This is a genomic window from Variovorax ureilyticus, from assembly GCF_050632185.1.
GTDB classification, from domain to species: Bacteria; Pseudomonadota; Gammaproteobacteria; order Burkholderiales; family Burkholderiaceae_C; genus Variovorax; species Variovorax ureilyticus_A.
The window spans coordinates 1924625-1941330 of the sequence record NZ_CP192579.1 but is presented as its reverse complement, the minus strand read 5'-3'; the positions used below and the strand labels follow the sequence as shown (position 1 = coordinate 1941330).

The 16706-nt window shown below is 63.4% G+C and carries 14 protein-coding genes and 1 tRNA gene; 11 read left to right on the top strand and 4 right to left on the bottom strand.

The genetic code is table 11. The features are described from left to right. Window positions 1-166 precede the first annotated feature (166 nt). The 7 genes from ACQ858_RS09590 (at window position 167) to ACQ858_RS09560 (ending at window position 9151) form a co-directional block, all read left to right on the top strand. A complete protein-coding gene (locus tag ACQ858_RS09590; RefSeq protein WP_431276456.1) occupies window positions 167-1480 on the top strand; it encodes a hypothetical protein in 1314 nt (437 codons plus the stop codon). Then, window positions 1473-4757 (top strand): VPA1269 family protein, encoded by a 3285-nt coding sequence (locus ACQ858_RS09585; RefSeq protein ID WP_431276455.1) that lies wholly within the window; start codon window positions 1473-1475, stop codon window positions 4755-4757. Before ACQ858_RS09590 ends, ACQ858_RS09585 begins: the two co-directional genes overlap by 8 nt. A 2-nt stretch (window positions 4758-4759) precedes the next feature. Continuing rightward, entirely contained in the window at window positions 4760-5449 is a 690-nt protein-coding gene (locus ACQ858_RS09580; protein WP_431276454.1) for a hypothetical protein, read from the top strand. Next, complete coding sequence (locus tag ACQ858_RS09575; protein WP_431276453.1) at window positions 5446-5901, top strand: hypothetical protein; 456 nt, start codon at window positions 5446-5448, stop codon at window positions 5899-5901. Before ACQ858_RS09580 ends, ACQ858_RS09575 begins: the two co-directional genes overlap by 4 nt. Beyond that, window positions 5898-8006, top strand: coding sequence for an AAA family ATPase (locus ACQ858_RS09570; RefSeq protein WP_431276452.1), 2109 nt, complete (start codon window positions 5898-5900; stop codon window positions 8004-8006). The genes ACQ858_RS09575 and ACQ858_RS09570 overlap by 4 nt, the downstream gene beginning before the upstream one ends. A gap of 257 nt (window positions 8007-8263) precedes the next feature. Beyond that, complete coding sequence (locus ACQ858_RS09565; RefSeq protein ID WP_431276451.1) at window positions 8264-9019, top strand: SPFH domain-containing protein; 756 nt, start codon at window positions 8264-8266, stop codon at window positions 9017-9019. A gap of 41 nt (window positions 9020-9060) precedes the next feature. Then, window positions 9061-9151 (top strand) — tRNA-Ser (locus ACQ858_RS09560). Between the two features lie 171 nt (window positions 9152-9322). On the opposite strand, the gene ACQ858_RS09555 is transcribed toward ACQ858_RS09560, so the two are convergent. From ACQ858_RS09555 to ACQ858_RS09540, 4 genes are all read right to left on the bottom strand, one after another. Then, complete coding sequence (locus ACQ858_RS09555; RefSeq protein ID WP_431276450.1) at window positions 9323-10540, bottom strand: branched-chain amino acid ABC transporter substrate-binding protein; 1218 nt, start codon at window positions 10538-10540, stop codon at window positions 9323-9325. A gap of 125 nt (window positions 10541-10665) precedes the next feature. Continuing rightward, window positions 10666-11100, bottom strand: a complete 435-nt coding sequence (locus ACQ858_RS09550; RefSeq protein ID WP_431276449.1) for a hypothetical protein — start codon at window positions 11098-11100, stop codon at window positions 10666-10668. Beyond that, window positions 11100-11537 carry a DNA polymerase III subunit chi gene (locus ACQ858_RS09545; RefSeq protein ID WP_431276448.1) on the bottom strand — a complete coding sequence of 146 codons (438 nt, stop codon included), beginning with the start codon at window positions 11535-11537 and terminating at the stop codon, window positions 11100-11102. Before ACQ858_RS09545 ends, ACQ858_RS09550 begins: the two co-directional genes overlap by 1 nt. Continuing rightward, a complete protein-coding gene (locus ACQ858_RS09540; RefSeq protein WP_431276447.1) occupies window positions 11534-13048 on the bottom strand; it encodes a leucyl aminopeptidase in 1515 nt (504 codons plus the stop codon). The genes ACQ858_RS09545 and ACQ858_RS09540 overlap by 4 nt, the downstream gene beginning before the upstream one ends. A gap of 20 nt (window positions 13049-13068) precedes the next feature. On the opposite strand from ACQ858_RS09540, the gene lptF reads away from it, so the two are divergent. The 4 genes from lptF to ACQ858_RS09520 all read left to right on the top strand — a co-directional run bounded on the left by lptF (window position 13069) and on the right by ACQ858_RS09520 (window position 16667). Beyond that, window positions 13069-14178 carry an LPS export ABC transporter permease LptF gene (gene lptF / locus ACQ858_RS09535; RefSeq protein ID WP_431276446.1) on the top strand — a complete coding sequence of 370 codons (1110 nt, stop codon included), beginning with the start codon at window positions 13069-13071 and terminating at the stop codon, window positions 14176-14178. Beyond that, on the top strand, window positions 14175-15281 hold the full coding sequence (gene lptG, locus ACQ858_RS09530) for an LPS export ABC transporter permease LptG (protein ID WP_431276445.1): 1107 nt from the start codon (window positions 14175-14177) through the stop codon (window positions 15279-15281). The genes lptF and lptG overlap by 4 nt, the downstream gene beginning before the upstream one ends. Before the next feature lie 11 nt (window positions 15282-15292). Next, window positions 15293-15661, top strand: a complete 369-nt coding sequence (locus ACQ858_RS09525) for a sirohydrochlorin chelatase (RefSeq protein WP_431276444.1) — start codon at window positions 15293-15295, stop codon at window positions 15659-15661. 64 nt (window positions 15662-15725) lie between these two features. Beyond that, entirely contained in the window at window positions 15726-16667 is a 942-nt protein-coding gene (locus ACQ858_RS09520) for a CysB family HTH-type transcriptional regulator (RefSeq protein WP_431276443.1), read from the top strand. Window positions 16668-16706 lie beyond the last annotated feature (39 nt).

Sequence of the window (16706 nt, the reverse complement as noted above, 5' to 3'; positions counted from 1 at the left end):
GGATATAATGATGGTGACCCGTAACTAATAACCTTTTGTGGTTGCCCCAACAAGTACATCGTCCCGACGGACTCAGCATGCAGTTGTTGAAGTTCCCATCGCCGAGCGCACAAACGCAGCACTCCCCCTGCTCTTTCTGGGCGATGGAAACAAGGCAGAGCCTTCCGTGTTCGCCGCCGCCTACCTTCGAAATCGGCAGCTGGAGGGCATCGACGTCGTAACGCTTTATCGCCATGCCAAGGCCATTGGCCTGCTATACGACTACTACACCCTGCAACTTGAGAGCCCTCCGCTCGACGAGCAGCGCATGCAGTTGCTCATTAAACAGTTCTGGGAGGCACGCCGATTCGGCTGCCCTGGTCTCGGTTGGAAGCCGGTCACATACAAGACCGCTCGCGACGACCTCAATGCGGTGAACGAGTTCTCCGACTTCTGCAGCGAGAACTTCGGCCACGCGCACATCAATCCTCAAGAACGGGTCCTCGTCAGCTCGCTGTCACAGAATGAGTTCCGGGCCTGGCTCGCGAAGACCGCACACCGCAAGAAGACCGACCTACTCTTCCACCTCGTGCCGGCCACTAAAGAGGGGCGGGGTGAGCTTCGCAGACGACGCTTCGGCCTCAAACGCAAACCGCAGGGCAGAACGAGGAACGGCAGTTCCTTGAAGCACTTTCCTCCCGACAAGGCCCTTGAGTTCATCCGGACCACCGAGTCGTTGCGCAATCGACTGTGCTGGCTGCTCATGTTCTTCGGCAGCGTGCGTATCTCAGAACTTGCTCACCTGTTCGTCGGCGACATTCTTTTGGACCCATCCGACAACAGCGCTCGCGTAGTTCTCGCAGACCCGCTTGATGGCCAAATGCAGTGGGCTGCACTCGGCAAACAGCGGAATGGAACGCGGGCAGCGTTCCTTCTGGAGAAGTACGGTCGCGTCCCGCGCACTGAATTGCCAACGCGGAATCCCGAGCACGCTGGCTGGAAGGGAATGACCCTAGAAGACGAAAATCGCAACGAGAGTCTTGTGCATTGGTCGCACCCTCAAATCGGTGCGCTCTTCTGGAAGCTGCACACCGCGTACATGCGCGCGGCACGACTACACATCGGCGACGAGCATCCGTACTACTTTGTCTCCCTGAAGGGAAACAGCTACGGCGAGCCGATGAAGTTGGGCGCCTTGCGCAAGCAGTTCTACGCCGCAGCACTGCGTATCGGACTCTCGCCAAGTACAGGGGGTGTCAATCCACATGGTGCACGCCACTTCTACGGCTGGTACTGCGCCAACGTTCTGAAGCTTCCCAAGGAGCGAACGCAAAAGCTGATGCATCACTCGTCCATGCTCTCCACTGAGGTTTACTACAAACTGGACCAAGCTACCTTGAAAGCGGAACTCGAGGCTGCGCAAGCTCGATTGCAGCAGCAGATGCCCAGCTTCCTGAAAGATGACCGGCTGCTGCTGACCCTGGAGAACGACGATGAGTGACGTTATCCAGTGGCACCGCTCCATCAAATCAGGCAGGGACATCGGGCTCAACACGAGCCTCACAGAACTGGCCATTTTGGAACTGCCGGACCATGAGCAGATGGACGGGCTGTTGCAAGCCCACGAGGTTGCGGTCATCGAAGACCTGTGGACGAACAGGCTTGCTGCCGAGCGCGTCGATGACCGGTGTCTTGAAGCATTTGTGGGCACACCCTCTGGCGCGCTGCGATGGTTCGTTCACAGCGCAGTGAACGTACATCTGAACACCTCGAAAGTTCGCGGTCTGGGCGCCGATGTTCGGGCGCTGCCGCTCCCACAGCAGCGAGAGCTATTGGAAAAGTTGCGGCCATCGTCACGCGAGGAAATCGTGCGCATCGCCTCGACAAACGGCCTTCACGACCTTGTGGGGCAGGACTTGCGCGAGGAACTGGCTAAGCACGGCGACGTGGCGTCCTTCACCCGCTTCCTCTACGAGCGCGCTTCCGGTCCACGCCTATCGACGCTGGTCCGAAGCGGTGGAGCAGAGCAATCCATCGAAGTGCTAACCATGATGCGTGCGCGCCGACACTTGCTCCTGCCCGCTCAGTTCCGCCGATGGAAGAGTTCCGTGAAATGGCGCGCCGCACTCAGTCCGAGGTTCTCTGGAAATCTCGCCGAAGGGATGCATGAGGTCGGCAAGTTGCTCTCGCGTCCCAGCAGCGCGACCCTCGTGCCGTTCGGCCAAGTGTGCCTGCTGATGAGCACCTTGGAGTCAATTGACGACCTCTCGGCGTCGCTCGTCGACGCCATGGAGGGACTATTGCTTCAAATCACTGAGCGACCGGCACACGCTCGCGACGTCGCTGCTGCATTCCGTGAGCTATGGAACGAGCGCCATGCGGACGCGCCATTCGTTCGTACTCGCACGGTCGCGCAGCTGAAGGCGCCGAATGAGTTGCGCACGAGCGGCGAGTTTGGCTGGCTGGTCGCACGCAATCCTGCGATGGCTGCGTGGCAGTCGCCGCTGGCTACCTTCGTCGAACAACGCGAGGCCACGTCCAAGCAAGCCGTCATCGCGGACCTCAACTACTTCTGCGACTTCCTCCGGGCGCACCCCAAACCACCGCTCGCACCAGAGAAGACGGAGCGAGTAGTGCACATTCGCGACGTCACCTTCAGGAACAAACACACGTTGATGAAGGCGCTGGAGCAATCGAAACTGAATGGGAAAAGGCGCTCTCGCATTCTTGGATACGTTCGCGAGTTCTTCGACTGGTATCACGATTGGCTCGCTGGGCAGGGCCTGAAGGAAGAGTCCAACGCATTCCGCAACCCCGTCTCGACGCAGGATGGCTTCCAGAGTGACACCAACGTCGGGCAAACCTTCCGCACCGCCCTTCCCTCTTGGCTCTTGCGCGAGTTGCGCAAGTCGTTGACCGCCAATGACTTCGCCTTCGCCAAAGAGACCAACAAGCACGACTGGTGCAACGTCCGCGACGGCGAAACCGGTGAAATCGTCAACGTCTGGTGGCCTGGCACGGCAATCATCCTGACCCTCTTGCTCGACCTCCCCCTTCGCAGCCACCAAGCACGATGGCTCGACTCCGGTGATTTTGACGATGTCGTGTTCGACCTGGAGTCCGGCAAGGAAGTGCCGAACCCGCACCCCGGAGCCATCGTGGGCCGCCGTGAGGCCTGCATCCGTCTATTGCGCGACACGCTTCGACAGGAATCGTGGGCTGGCGCGTTCATCAACACCAACAAGACCGCAACGTACAAGGGCGATAAGCGCGGCTACGAAATTCCCTATCTGCCCCCCGATATGGCCCAACTCTTGAACCACATGGGCCAGTGGAACAAGCGCTATCTGCGGCCGCTGACAACTCTGGTCACGTATCACGAAGAGGGCAAAGCCAGGACACGGTTCGCCAAGGCCGACGAGGCAAAGCTGCCCAAGATTGCACCCTTGTTCCGTGACCCGCGTAGCCCCCAGAAGAACCGGCCACCTAGCAAAGACAAGATTGCCAGTCTCTGGCTTAGAGTGCTTCGCGAGACGGAGGAGCGCGTGCTGCGCGAGCGCGGCGTCAGCCTCCAACTCACCGAGCGCAACGCCGCAGGCGAATTGGTCTGGAAGTACGACTTGCACACGCTTCGCGTGAGCGGCATCAGCGCCATGATTGAAAACGGTGTGCCGCTGGAGGTCGTCAGCGAGTTCGTCGCCGGGCATGCGACGCTCGTCATGACCCTCTGGTACTACAAGAACTCGCCGGGACGGCTTCGCGAGGTCATCGCACAGGCCCACGAACGCGCTGTGGCGGAAGGCGACTTCGTCGGGGGAGACGCCTTCCAAAACAACATCGAGAAGTTCTCGCCGTTCCTGCTGTCCAAGAACTCCCTGCGGCGAATGGAGGACGAGGATGTCGCATACGCGGCGCTCAAAAAGCACACTGGGCTTTGGAGCATCGCCTCGGACGGTATTTGCCCGGGCACATCCTGCTCGACAGGCGGCGATGCGGATGAAGGAGCAACCACCCACGGCCCGGTGCCAGGTGGCCGTCGCTGCGGGCTGTGCCGCTATTGGATTACGGGGCCCGCCTTCTTGCTCGGTCAGATGGCTGAGGCGAACAACCTCATCTACTCCATCCGCAAAAAGGGCTTGCAGCTGAAGGAAGCGCGCGACCAGCTCATCGACCACGAAGAGGATGGGAAGGCTGGCCTGGCTCGGCAGACCCGCAGTCGTGTCGAGGTCCTAGAGCGCGAACTCGAGCTGGACCTCATGGAGTGGCAGGCGCGATACAGCTACGCGATGAACTCGTCCGCGCTGCTCGACGAATACGTCAAGACGCGCGATGACGTCGCACCGGCTGGAAGCGTCCCTGCGCCGCTGCTTACGGCAAATTCGGAGAGCGAGTTGAAGCTCACGCTTCAGCAAGCAGACGAGTTTGTGCTGTTGGAGCATGTCACGCAAATGTCCAACGTCATGCCCGGCTTCAAAAACCGCGAGGCCCAGATGGAGAAACACGCCATCCTCTCGAAGGTCCTCGCTGAGAACGGCCTTCCGCCGCTGCTACTCACCATGGAGCCGGAGCAGGCGGAGGTCGCCGGCAATCTCCTGTCATCGATGCTGTTGCAGTACGTCGAAGCGCAGGACCGTGAGCGCCTCTTCTCGGGCGCAATGAAGCTGAAGGACATCCCGGCGTTTGAAGGTCCGTTGCAGAGCCTTGCAACTGACCTCGTCGGCGCGACGCGGCCGAGGCCCATGCACCGAAAAACCATCCCCCTCAAGCTGGAGTCGTGAGCATGAGCAAAGAACGCGAAGACGTGTTGTTCGAGAACCTGATGGCCGCGGCGGAAAACCCACGCCTGAAGACATCTATTGAGCGAGTCAAGGAAGCCTGCAACTTCCTCGAGCAGTCTCAGGCTGCCATTACGCCAACCTCGGTTGGCAGATACTGCGACGGACGCTGGGGAGGTCCGAAGGCGCAGTCCATCCGAAATGCTCGCGAGACATTGCTCCGCTACGTCGAGACGCGCCAAGGTCTGCAGAGTTTGCCGACGTCGCCGCGGCGCGACAGCGGTGAGCCAGTCATCCACGACGAGACGGTCAAGGCATATGTGAGCCTGCTACGTGCCGAGCGTGATGAAGCCATCCGTCTAAAGAACCGCATCATTGCCGGGTTGCGGAAGGTGCCTGGTATCCCCATCGACGACCTCATCGGAAGCGGGTTCAAAGGTGTTGCAGTGGCGCCGCCTCAGAAGCCCGCAGACCCCTCGGCCGCAGCAACGTCAGCGCTGCTCAAGCTCCTTGACGCGGACCACTTGGCAAAGGTCGGCATGGAACTGCATCGCCACCGCATGCGCAACAGAATCACCGGAGAGGTGCTCCTCGATAAGCCGGACGTGGAGGCCCTCCGCCTATTGGCCACCGGCAGCGGCGAAACAGCCCAGTCATTGGAGCTGACCCATGAACGCCTGAAGGCTCTGAAGTGAGCAAGCGCGCTTCAGGGGTCCAGAAGGCCCACGACAACGTCGAAGCGTTCGAGCGCTATCTCGCCGACTTGAAGCAGCGCGGCGAGCCGTTGCCGCTGCGGCCCAACGGCGACGTCAACCTGTCCAAGGTGGCCAAGGACTCAGGCATTGGGGACCGCGGACGCTTCTACACCAATGACCGCCTGAAGGACCTCTTGGAGGGTGCTCGGCCAGTAGTCCCTCCCGCGGAGGCGACCGTACTCGCGATGCAACATCCCATGGAGAGTACCGACGGGTCTGACGCGCTGCGTCGGTCGGAGCGCCGTGCCCAACGTCTCGAACAACACAACGCGACACTGGTCGCTGAGAATGCCGAGTTGCGCCGTCAGCTGCGCGAACTCCGCCTACAGCTCGGTCGTGAGGACATGGTCATCGAAACGGGACGACGCGTTCCCGCTCCGCCCGAGCAATGAACGCTGTCATAGAAGCGAGGACCTCGATTGCGCTGACGGTCTCGGTGACGCGCGTTCTGGGCACGACCCCTGATGGTGGTGCTGTGTTTAGTGGAGCCTCCGCCGAGGGCGTCACGGTGCGCGTGGTGGCCTCTCCGCGGGTGCTCTCCCGTCCGCCTGTGCCCGGCGAATCATGGCGCATCGAAGGGACTGTCGAGGAGCACCCACGATACGGCCAGCAGGTCATCGCGACGGCCTGCGGATACCAGTTGCCGGCCGGCAGACTGCTCGTCCAGTATCTGACCAACAGCCCCGACTTCCGCGGCATCGGCGCAGCCAAGGCGCAGGCACTCTGGGACTCCCTAGGGGACCGCCTGGCCCCCACTCTTGCCGACGGAAACGTTCGGGCGCTGGAGGCCGTTCTGGCGCCCTCGATGGCCCGGCGCCTGGTCGAGGCCTGGCAGTCCAAGCTGCCGGAGGCCGAGCTGATGTCCTTCCTCGATACCCATGGCTTCGACTTGCGCTTGGCTGCTCGCCTGGCCAGAGTGTGGGGAGACAGGGCTCGTGAGATGGCCGAGCTCAACCCCTACTACATGCTCGCGTTCGCTGGATGGTTGACGGTGGACGCTGCCGCGGCCAAGCTCGGCGTTCGCTCGGATGACAGCCGACGCCTGGTGGGTGCCGTGGAGAGCGCGTTGTACGACCGCTTGCAGCGCGCGCACACGGTGACCGCCCACGAGATGCTCGTCAGGCTCGTCCGTCGCAAGCTCCAAGGCGGTAATGCAGCTCGGGCAATTGAGCTCGCGCACGCCGAACTGGCGGTCTTGGGCACTGTTGACGAGGGTTACCAAGCCACCGGCGCCGCTTCTCTCGAGCGAGGTATCGAAGGCCGGTTGCGCGCCATGCTTGCCGGCGAGGCGGCGCAGCAGACCACGCTGTTCGAAGGGGCAGCGCTGGAGCCCGACTGGGCGACCCGCATCCTGACTGTGGTCGAGCGCGAGCAGGGCTTCGCGCTCAACGTAGAACAGCGCGCCGGCGCGGTCATGCCCTTCGAACATGCCTTCAGCCTTCTCACCGGAGGTGCGGGCGTCGGCAAGACAACGGTGCTACGCGCCATCATCCGACTCGCGCAAGCCAAGCACCTTACTGTTGTGCAGATGGCCCTGGCTGGCCGTGCAGCAAAGCGAATGAGCGAGTCGACAGGGTATGCGGCGATGACCATCGCCAAGTTCCTCATCGATTCCAAAGCTGGCAAGCTCGGACTCGATGGAGACACACTCGTCGTCATCGACGAGGCGTCGATGCTCGACCTGCCTACGCTGTACCGTGTGCTGCGCTTCCTGCCCGACGGCGCTCGACTGTTGCTTGTGGGTGACCCCGCTCAGCTCCCGCCCATCGGGTTCGGCCTGGTCTTCCATCGACTGGTCAGCAGCAGCCTAGTTCCGCAGACTCACCTCGTGCAAGTTCATCGGCAGGCAGAGTCCACTGGCATCCCTGCGGTCGCAAGTGCGGTACGTCACCACGAGGTCCCCGACCTTGCAGCCTACTCTGGCAGCCGTCCCGGCGTGAGCTTCATCCAGTGCGGCGCCCATGAGGTGATGCAGGTCCTCGAGCGCCTCGCTTCCGACTGGAGCGGCGAGGACTGGCAAGCGCTCGCCGCGACCAAGGGCGGTCGCGGCGGCATCGAGTTCATCAACAAGACATTCCATGCCAGTGCCCTCGGTGACGTCATGGGCCCGGTCTTCGTTCGAGGTGAGCCAGTCATCCACTTGGTCAATGACCTCGAGCGTGGGTTGATGAACGGCACACTCGGCCGTGTCGTCGAATCTGACGATGAAGGACTGTCTATCCAGTTCGAAGGCCAACGCCACGACTTTGATTGGGCCACAGCGCGAGACCGCATCGAGCACGCGTACGCCATCAGCGTTCATAAAGCTCAAGGTAGTCAGTTCAAGCGCATCGCGGTGGTCATCAGCCGCAGCCGCCTACTCGACCACGCACTGGTCTATACCGCCCTCACCCGTGGCATCGAGCAAGTCGTCTTCATCGGCGACCGAGTAGCACTTGAACGAGCCATCAGCAACCCTCCACTGGCGCATCTGCGCCAGGTCGCGTTCCACATCTGAGAGGTCTACCGTGCGCACGGGCGGGTCAAGGGCGGGCGCAGCCCGGCGAAGCGAACCCTTGACGCGAACGGGCGCACAACACGCTCCAGGGCCGCGGGCACTGGCATGGCTTTGCTGTGCCTGGCCCCCGAGCCCGTCCGGCGGCGAGGACTTCCCCGCCCCGGGGCGGGGATAGGGGTGGGGTGCACGAAGTGCCTGAGACCTCAAAGAGGGCTAAACCTCGTCGCTAGAAATAGTTACTCAACTACTTCTCAGCGATGCCGTCTTCACTCACACACTCTTCAATAGTTGACTTTTTAGGGTCAACTCCGGCCGACAACACGCAGTTGCAGGTGGACGGCATCCTGTACTTCCAGGTGACCGACCCGATGCGCGCGAGCTACGGCTCGTCGAACTACGTCATGGCCATCACCCAACTCGCGCAAACCACGCTGCGCAGCGTCATCGGCAAGCTCGAACTGGACAAGACCTTCGAGGAGCGCGACATCATCAACGCCCAGGTGGTCTCCGCCATCGACGAGGCGGCACTCAACTGGGGCGTGAAGGTGCTTCGCTATGAGATCAAGGACCTCACGCCCCCCAATGAAATCCTGCATGCGATGCAACGCCAGATCACGGCGGAACGCGAGAAGCGCGCGCTGATCGCTGCCTCTGAAGGCCGCCGCCAGGAGCAGATCAACATCGCCACGGGCGAGCGCGAGGCGTTCATCGCACGCTCCGAAGGCCAGAAGCAGGCGCAGATCAACAACGCACAGGGCGAAGCGGCTGCCATCACCGCCGTGGCCGAAGCGACCGCCGGCGCCATCGAGCGCATAGCCGCCGCGATCCGGCAGCCGGGAGGCGAACAGGCGGTGCAGCTCAAGGTGGCCGAACGGGCAGTCGACGCCTACGGCAAGGTGGCCGCCGACGCGACCACCACACTGATCGTCCCGAGCACCATGAACGAGACCGCAGCCCTGATCGCATCGGCGATGCGGATGGTGCAAGCGGGCAAGACATCGAGCACGGCCTGACTCGGGATATGGGCCCGCGCACTGCTACAATCGTGGGCTTCGGAGCGGTGGATGAGCGGTTTAAGTCGCACGCCTGGAAAGCGTGTGAGGGTTAATAGCCCTCCGCGGGTTCGAATCCCGCCTGCTCCGCCACAAATAGTCAAGTTCCAATCACGGCGCGATCCTCATGAGGGATCGCGCCGTTTTTGTTTACCGCGACCTTCCGGCCTGGCGACCTCATCGACTGCGGGCTGCGACTTATCGCCAAACGCACGCAAAACAAAAGGGCCCCGAAGGGCCCTTTTCATGAGTCGGCGCTTGCGCTCAGCTCGCACCGCGCACCACGGCGATCTGCGTGCGCTGGCCGTTCTTGTAGGTGTACAGCGTCAGCGCACCGTTCTTGATGTCGCCCTTCTCGTCGAACGCGATCGGACCGGTCAGGCCCTTGTATTCGATCTTGCTGATTTCAGGAAGGTACTTCTCGGGATCGGCGGAGCCAGCCTTTTCCATGGCGGCGGCCAGCACGTTCACGGCGTCATAGACGTACGGCGCATAGATCTGCACTTCGACGCCGTTCTTTTCCTTGAACTTGGACTTCCAGGCATCCAGCGGCGCCTTGAAGTCGCCTTCCACACCACCGGCTTCGGCGCACACCACCTTGTCTTCGCCGATCGCGTCGCCGGCGAGCTTGGCCAGTTCGCCGGTGCACAGGCCGTCGCCACCCATGAACTTGACATCCATGCCGAGTTGCTTGACCTGCTTGAGCATCGGACCGCCGACAGCGTCCATGCCGCCGAAGAACAGGACGTCCGGCTTGGCGCCCTTGAGCTTCGTCAGGATCGCGTTGAAGTCGGTCGACTTGTCGGTGGTGAACTCGTGGCCGACGATGTTGGCGCCGGCGGCCTTGGCGGCCTTCTCGAATTCCTCGGCGACGCCCTGGCCGTAGGCGGTGCGGTCGTCGATCACGGCGATGTTCTTGGCCTTCAGCGTATCGACGGCGTACTTGCCCAGCGTACCGCCGAGTTGGGTGTCATCAGCCACCACGCGGAAGGTGGTCTTGAAGCCCTGGCGGGTGTACTTGGGGTTGGTCGCCGAGGGCGAGATCTGCGGGATGCCCGCGTCGCTGTACAGTTTGGAGGCCGGGATGGTGGTGCCGGAGTTCAGGTGGCCGACCACGCCGTTGACCTTGCTGTCGACCAGCTTCTGCGCCACGGCGGTGCCCTGCTTCGGATCGGCTGCGTCGTCTTCGGCAAGCAGTTCGAACTTGGCAACCTTGTCGCCAATCTTGATGCCCTTGGCGTTCAGGTCCTCGATGGCCATGCGCGCACCGAGTTCGTTGTCCTTGCCGAGGTGAGCGATGGCGCCGCTGGTCGGGGCAACGTGACCGATCTTCACGACCAGCGTTTCGGCCGGAGGCGCAGCCGGTGCAGGCGCCGCTGCGGTCGGAGCAGGATTGGCAGCAGGTGCAGCGGCTTCTTCCTTCTTGCCACAGGCCACGAGCGCGAGAGCAGCCAGTGCGACCGCAGTCCATTTCAATTGCATGGGGTACCTCCAGAACATTAGTGAGTGAAGTTGAAAACCGGTCTTTCGATCCGGGCGCTTTCGACTCAGCAAATATCGCGCCGCGGATGCTCTGCGCCCACGCGCTTTACGACCTGGCGCGCAGTTTAGCCCAAGGATTGCGGGCGGAACGTTGGCGTAGACCCGGGGTTTTCCGATAGTTCGCGGGCCAGGGATTCGCTCACCAACTCGCGCAAAACCGCCTCGATTTCCCTGCGCAGACCGGGAATCATCGTGTCGAGGTGATGCTGAACTGCGGCTGACACCGCATCGCTCACCCGCTCTTCGAGCGAGAGGTCCACGCGCTGTAAAACACGGTGCAGCAATTGCTCTTCGAGTCTGAAGGCTTCGGCCTCGGAGATCCGCGCCTCGGGGCTCAACGCGACCGACCCGGAAGGCTCGGCGACAGTCGCCGGAGCCGCAGTCGACGGTGTGTCGGACGGCGCAATGAGCGCAGGTGAAACCGGCGGCGTCTCCGGCGACGGCTCGAACACCGTCGTCAGCGTCGGAACGAAGCGCGGCGGCGTGCGTTGCGTCGACATCAACCGGCGCCTCCGCCGTAGGGATACGTGCGGATCGCATAGCCGCGATCCTTGTAGTGCCGCCAGCGCACGCGGCCGGCCTGCTTGTCGGACTCGTCGCTGCCGACGATATCGATCAGACGCTCGAACCGCTCGAACCTGGCCGGCAGCTCGGCGCCGAGATTGACGAGGATCGGCCGGTCCGGCAGCGACGACGTGCCGCTTTCGGCCAGCACGACCGGCGAACGCGCAACGACGTGCGCCTCGTCGCCGCACCGGCAGTGCGCGACGAACTCGGTCGGCTGCAGGGTCCAGAGGGACTGGTCGATGGCATCCAGCGTGGCCGGATCGGCCATCACCACGAGACGGGCGCCGTGCACTCCGACGGCCTTGCGCAGCAGACGGCAGGCGTAGCTCACCTTGTCCGGCATGTTGTAGTGGCCGTCGATCTCAGTCACTTGGCGCGCGCCTTTCCGGTGGTCTTTCGCACGGCCTTCGGAGCCTTGTCCAAAACGGATCTGGCGCTGTCCTTCCGGCCTTGCGTCAGCAGGTAATTCACCAGCAGGCCCACCGGCCGGCCGCTCGCGCCCTTGGCCGCCCCGCTCTTCCATGCGGTCCCTGCGATATCCAGGTGGGCCCATGGGAAGTCGCTCGTGAAGCGCTGCAGGAACTTGGCCGCGGTGATCGCACCACCCGCGCGGCCCGCAATGTTGGCGACGTCCGCGAAGTTGCTCTTCAGGCCCTCGGCGTAGTCGTCGTCGAGCGGCATGCGCCAGCAACGGTCCTGCGACTGCTCGCCGGCCGCGCTCAAGGCATCCGCCAAGGCGTCGTCGCTCGAGAACAGGCCGCTTCGCACACCGCCCAGCGCGACCACGCAGGCGCCCGTGAGGGTGGCGATGTCGATCACCGCCGACGGTTCGAAGCGCTTGGCGTAGCTCAGCGCATCGCACAGGATCAGCCGGCCTTCCGCATCGGTGTTGAGCACTTCGATGGTCTGACCGCTCATGCTCGTCACCACGTCGCCCGGCTTGACCGCGCGCCCGTCGTTCATGTTTTCGCAGGCCGGCACCAGCCCGATCACGTTGATCGCGGGCTGGATGTCGCCCAGGGCGCGAAACACGCCGAGCACACTTGCCGCCCCGCACATGTCGAACTTCATTTCATCCATTTCGGCGGCGGGCTTCAGCGAGACACCGCCGGTGTCGAAAGTGATGCCCTTGCCGACCAGCACGGTGGGTGCGTGGTGCCGCGGCGCACCGTGGTAGCGCAGGACGATGAAGCGGAGCGGCTCTGCCGAGCCTTGCGCCACCGCGGAGAACGCCCCCATGCCGAGCTTGGCGACCTCCTTGGGACCGAGCACCTCGCACTTCACGTTGGGGAGTTTCGCCAACTCTTCGGCGGCGCCGGCCAGCATGGTCGGCGTGCAGTAGTTGGCGGGCCGGTTCGCCCATTCCTTGGCAAGCTCGATGCCGGCGACGGTTGCGGCGGCTTCTTCGAACGCCCCGCGCAGCCCGCCTGCATCGGGGACGCCGAAGACCACGTGCTTGATGCTGCGGGGTTCCGCCTTGGACTTGGTGGTGCCGTAGACGTAGCTGGCATCGGCCACCGCCATCACGGCGCTGCCCAGTGCGGCGCCGTCCAGCGCCTGCGTGGCCACAATCAGGACCCGCTTGGGGTTCGATCCCTTCGCGGCGCCGATCGCGGCGGCCAGCGCCGAGCGGACCGAGGCGGGCTTGCCATCCCCCGACGACACCAGCACCAGGCGCGGCGCGGCGATCCCGCCCTGCCGGTACAGCGCGAGCAACTTGCCGGACTTGTCGGGCAGGTCGCCGGCCTTGCGCGCCTCGGCGATCAACGCCGAAAGCGCGTCCTTGGCGGTGGTGGGGCCGGATGCCACGAGCACGATGAGCACATCGCTTTTCTCGGCGGCAGCCTGGGCGGTGGAGAGGGTCTTGAGTTGAAAGTCCATAATCCTTTTTTCCCTCGACGATGTTATTCCATTCCTCTATACGCAAGGAGCTCTCCCGCAGCTTCGGGGCGACGCTGGTGGTGCTGGTCACGATCGTGATGACCATGATGCTGATCCGCACGCTCGGACTGGCGGCCAGGGGCAGCGTCAATCCCTCCGAGGTCTTCCTGGTGATGACCTACACGGTGCTCGGCTATATGCCGACCATCCTGAGCCTGTGCCTGTTCATCTCGATCGTCGGCACGCTGTCGCGCATGTACCGCGACAGCGAGATGGTGATCTGGTTTTCGAGCGGCCGCGGGCTGGCCGAATTCCTGCGGCCGCTGTTCGGCTTCGCGTGGCCGATCCTCGTGCTGATCGCGGTCTTCGCGCTGGTCGGCTGGCCCTGGGCCAACTCGCAGACGCAGGGCATGCGCGAACGCTATGAGCGCCGCAGCGACATCGAGCGCGTGGCCCCGGGCGAGTTCCGCGAATCCGCCGGCCGGCTGCGCGTGTTCTTCATCGACAAGGACGCGCCGGACAGCGCCACCGCCAACAACGTCTTCATCCAGTCGATCGAGCGCAACCTGCAGATCATCACCTCCGCGCGCAGCGGCCACATGGAGGACATCGACGGCAAGCGCTACCTGCTCCTGCGTGACGGCCAGCGGCTGGAGCGCTCGCTCGGGGCCGAAGGCACGAAGATCAGCGAGTTCGACACCTACGGTGCCAAGGTCGGCGGCAGCGGCACCGACTCGGCCAACGCCGCGCCGGTGCAGGCGCGAACCACGCTGACGCTGCTGCGCGAGCCGACGCGCATCAATCTCGGCGAACTCGCATGGCGCATCGGCATGCTGCTCGCGGGTGCCAATTTCGTGCTGCTCGCGCTGGCGCTTTCCAGCGTGAATCCGCGTGTGGGCCGCAGCGGCAACTATCTCTTTGCCCTCTTTTCCTTCGTCTTCTACTACAACCTGCTCAACCTCGGCCAGAACTGGGTGAGTTCGGGCAAGTACGGCATGGGCGGATTCATGCTCGCCCTGCATGGCTGCGCCTTCCTGGTCAGCCTCGCCTGGCTCATGAAGCGGCACTACAACTGGGGATTGATGTCGGCGTTTCGCGTCCGCCGCGCCCGAAAGACAAACACCGCGTGAAAACAATCCGTCGCCTCATCTACGTGGAGGTGGCGAAGGCGGTGGCCTTCGTCGCGCTCGGCTTCCTGAGCCTGTTCTTCTTCTTCGACTTCGTCGACGAACTGCAATCGATCGGCCGCCCCGAGTCGCTCGGGTACGGCGCTGCACAGGCGCTGATCTATGTGGCCCTGCTCATCCCCAGCCATCTCTACGAGCTGCTGCCGATCGCCGTACTGATCGGCACGATCTTCGTGATGTCGCGGCTTGCGCAGAGCTCCGAATTCACCATCCTGCGTACCAGCGGCCTCGGGCCATGGCGCGCGCTTCGCACTCTGCTCATTCTCGGCCTCGGCTTCGTCGTGCTCACCTTCGCGATCGGCGACTACATCGCCCCGCTGAGCGACCGCACCGCACAGCTGCTCAAGGTGCGCTTCCAGAATGTCTATTCGCTGGTCGGCAACACCGGCGCGTGGCTCAAGGAGCGCCAGGGCGAGAACTCCTACGCCGTCAACGTGGCCACCATGGACCGCAGTGGCGCGCTGAAGGAGACACGCATCATCGAGTTCGACAACAAGGGCTTCATCACCTCGCAGACGACTGCTGCATTGGCGCACGCCAGCGACGGACACTGGACGCTGGTCGATGTCAGCCGGGAGGAATACAACACGCGCGGCCCTGGCAACGCGCACATCGTCACGACCAAGAGCCCGATGGTCGAGTGGCCGACCTCGCTGACTTCCGAAATGGTGTCGGTCGCCCTGCTGCGCCCCGACCGGATGCGCACGCTCGACCTGTTCGATTACATCCGCCACCTCGAAGCGAACGGACAGACGGCGCAGCGCTACGAGATCGAGTTCTGGCGCAAGGTGTTTTACCCGCTGTCGTGCCTCGTGATGGTCGTGCTGGCGCTGCCGTTCGCGTATCTGCACTTCCGCCAGTCGGGCATCGCGACTTACGTGTTCGTGGGCGTGATGATCGGCATCAGCTTCTTCCTGCTCAACAACGTGTTCGGCTATCTCGGCAATCTCGGCAACTGGCTGCCGTGGGTCACGGCGGCGGCGCCGGGGTTGATCTATTCGGTGATGTCGCTGGGCGCCTTCACCTGGCTGGTGCTGAGGCGCTAGAGGCTGCCGCCATGACTCCGGTTCGCGGCATCGTCCTCTTTGCGCACGGCTCGCGCGACGACCGCTGGCGAGCGCCGGTGGAAGCCGTGGCGCATCGCGTCGCCGAACTCGACCCGCAAGCCAAAGTCTCGTGCGCGTACCTCGAGCTGGTCCAGCCCGACCTGCTCAACGCGGCCGAGGCCTTGATCCGCGAAGGGGCGCGCACCATCCGGGTGCTGCCGCTCTTTCTAGGGATGGGCAAACATGTGCGCGAAGACCTTCCGCAACTTCTCGATGAGTTGCGCGCGCGGCACCCGGCGGTGGGATTCACCCTGGCCGGCGCAGTCGGCGAGGAGCCGGAAGTGATCGAACTGCTCGCCAGAAAGGCGCTGGAATCCTGAACGCGAAGCGATTTTCGATAGATTCCGAAGGCATAATGAATTCCCGAATAAGACGGAATTTGTTATGAATCTTCACCAGTTCAAGTTCGTGCAAGAGGCCGTGAGGCGCAATCTCAATCTGACGGAAGCCGCCAAGGCGCTGCACACCTCGCAGCCCGGCGTCTCCAAGGCCATCATCGAGCTCGAAGAGGAACTGGGCGTGGAAATCTTCGCGCGGCATGGCAAGCGGCTCAAGCGCGTGACGGAACCCGGCCAGCATGTGCTGGCGAGCATCGAATTGATCATGCGCGAGGTCGGCAATCTCAAGCGGATCGGCGAGCAGTTCAGCGCCCAGGACAGCGGCACCCTCTCGATCGCCACCACCCACACCCAGGCGCGCTACGTGCTGCCGGTGCCGGTGGCCAAGCTGCGCGAGGCGTACCCCAAGGTCAACGTGAGCCTGCACCAGGGTTCGCCGGACCAGGTGGCGCGGATGGTGATCGACGAAGTCGCCGAGATCGGCATCGCGACCGAGTCGCTCTCCGACTACGCCGAGCTCGTGACGATGCCCTGCTACGAGTGGCAACACGTGCTGGTGCTGCCGAAAGACCACCCGCTGGCCGCCAAGGAACGCATCACGCTCGAGGACCTCGCCTCCGAGCCGATCATCACCTACCACCCCTCGTTCACCGGCCGCACGCGCATCGACCATGCCTTCGCGCACAAGAAGCTGACGCCGCGCATCGCACTCGAAGCCATCGATTCCGACGTCATCAAGACCTATGTGCGGCTCGGCCTCGGCGTGGGCATCGTGGCCGAGATGGCGGTGCGCGACGAATCGAACAGCGACCTCGTGGTGCGGCCGATGGGCCACATCTTCGGCGTCAACATCGCGCGCGTCGCGTTCAAGCGCAGCGCCTACCTTCGCAACTTCGTCTTCAAGTTCGCCGAGCTGCTTTCGGACCGCCTCGACCGCCACCTCATCGCCAAGGCATTGAGCGGCCAGCATGAAGACTACGACCTGTGAGTACCCACCGTGACTGCACGCACCCCTGAAGTCCAGACC

What these genes read in the sequence shown, in the direction of transcription:
- ACQ858_RS09585 (WP_431276455.1), top strand. Translation starts at nt 1,473, where the DNA reads ATGAGTGACGTTATCCAGTGGCACCGCTCCATCAAATCAGGCAGGGAC.
- ACQ858_RS09580 (WP_431276454.1), top strand. Translation starts at nt 4,760, where the DNA reads ATGAGCAAAGAACGCGAAGACGTGTTGTTCGAGAACCTGATGGCCGCG.
- ACQ858_RS09570 (WP_431276452.1), top strand. Translation starts at nt 5,898, where the DNA reads ATGAACGCTGTCATAGAAGCGAGGACCTCGATTGCGCTGACGGTCTCG.
- ACQ858_RS09565 (WP_431276451.1), top strand. Translation starts at nt 8,264, where the DNA reads ATGCCGTCTTCACTCACACACTCTTCAATAGTTGACTTTTTAGGGTCA.
- ACQ858_RS09555 (WP_431276450.1), bottom strand. Translation starts at nt 10,540, where the DNA reads ATGCAATTGAAATGGACTGCGGTCGCACTGGCTGCTCTCGCGCTCGTG.
- ACQ858_RS09550 (WP_431276449.1), bottom strand. Translation starts at nt 11,100, where the DNA reads ATGTCGACGCAACGCACGCCGCCGCGCTTCGTTCCGACGCTGACGACG.
- ACQ858_RS09540 (WP_431276447.1), bottom strand. Translation starts at nt 13,048, where the DNA reads ATGGACTTTCAACTCAAGACCCTCTCCACCGCCCAGGCTGCCGCCGAG.
- lptF (WP_431276446.1), top strand. Translation starts at nt 13,069, where the DNA reads ATGTTATTCCATTCCTCTATACGCAAGGAGCTCTCCCGCAGCTTCGGG.
- ACQ858_RS09525 (WP_431276444.1), top strand. Translation starts at nt 15,293, where the DNA reads ATGACTCCGGTTCGCGGCATCGTCCTCTTTGCGCACGGCTCGCGCGAC.
- ACQ858_RS09520 (WP_431276443.1), top strand. Translation starts at nt 15,726, where the DNA reads ATGAATCTTCACCAGTTCAAGTTCGTGCAAGAGGCCGTGAGGCGCAAT.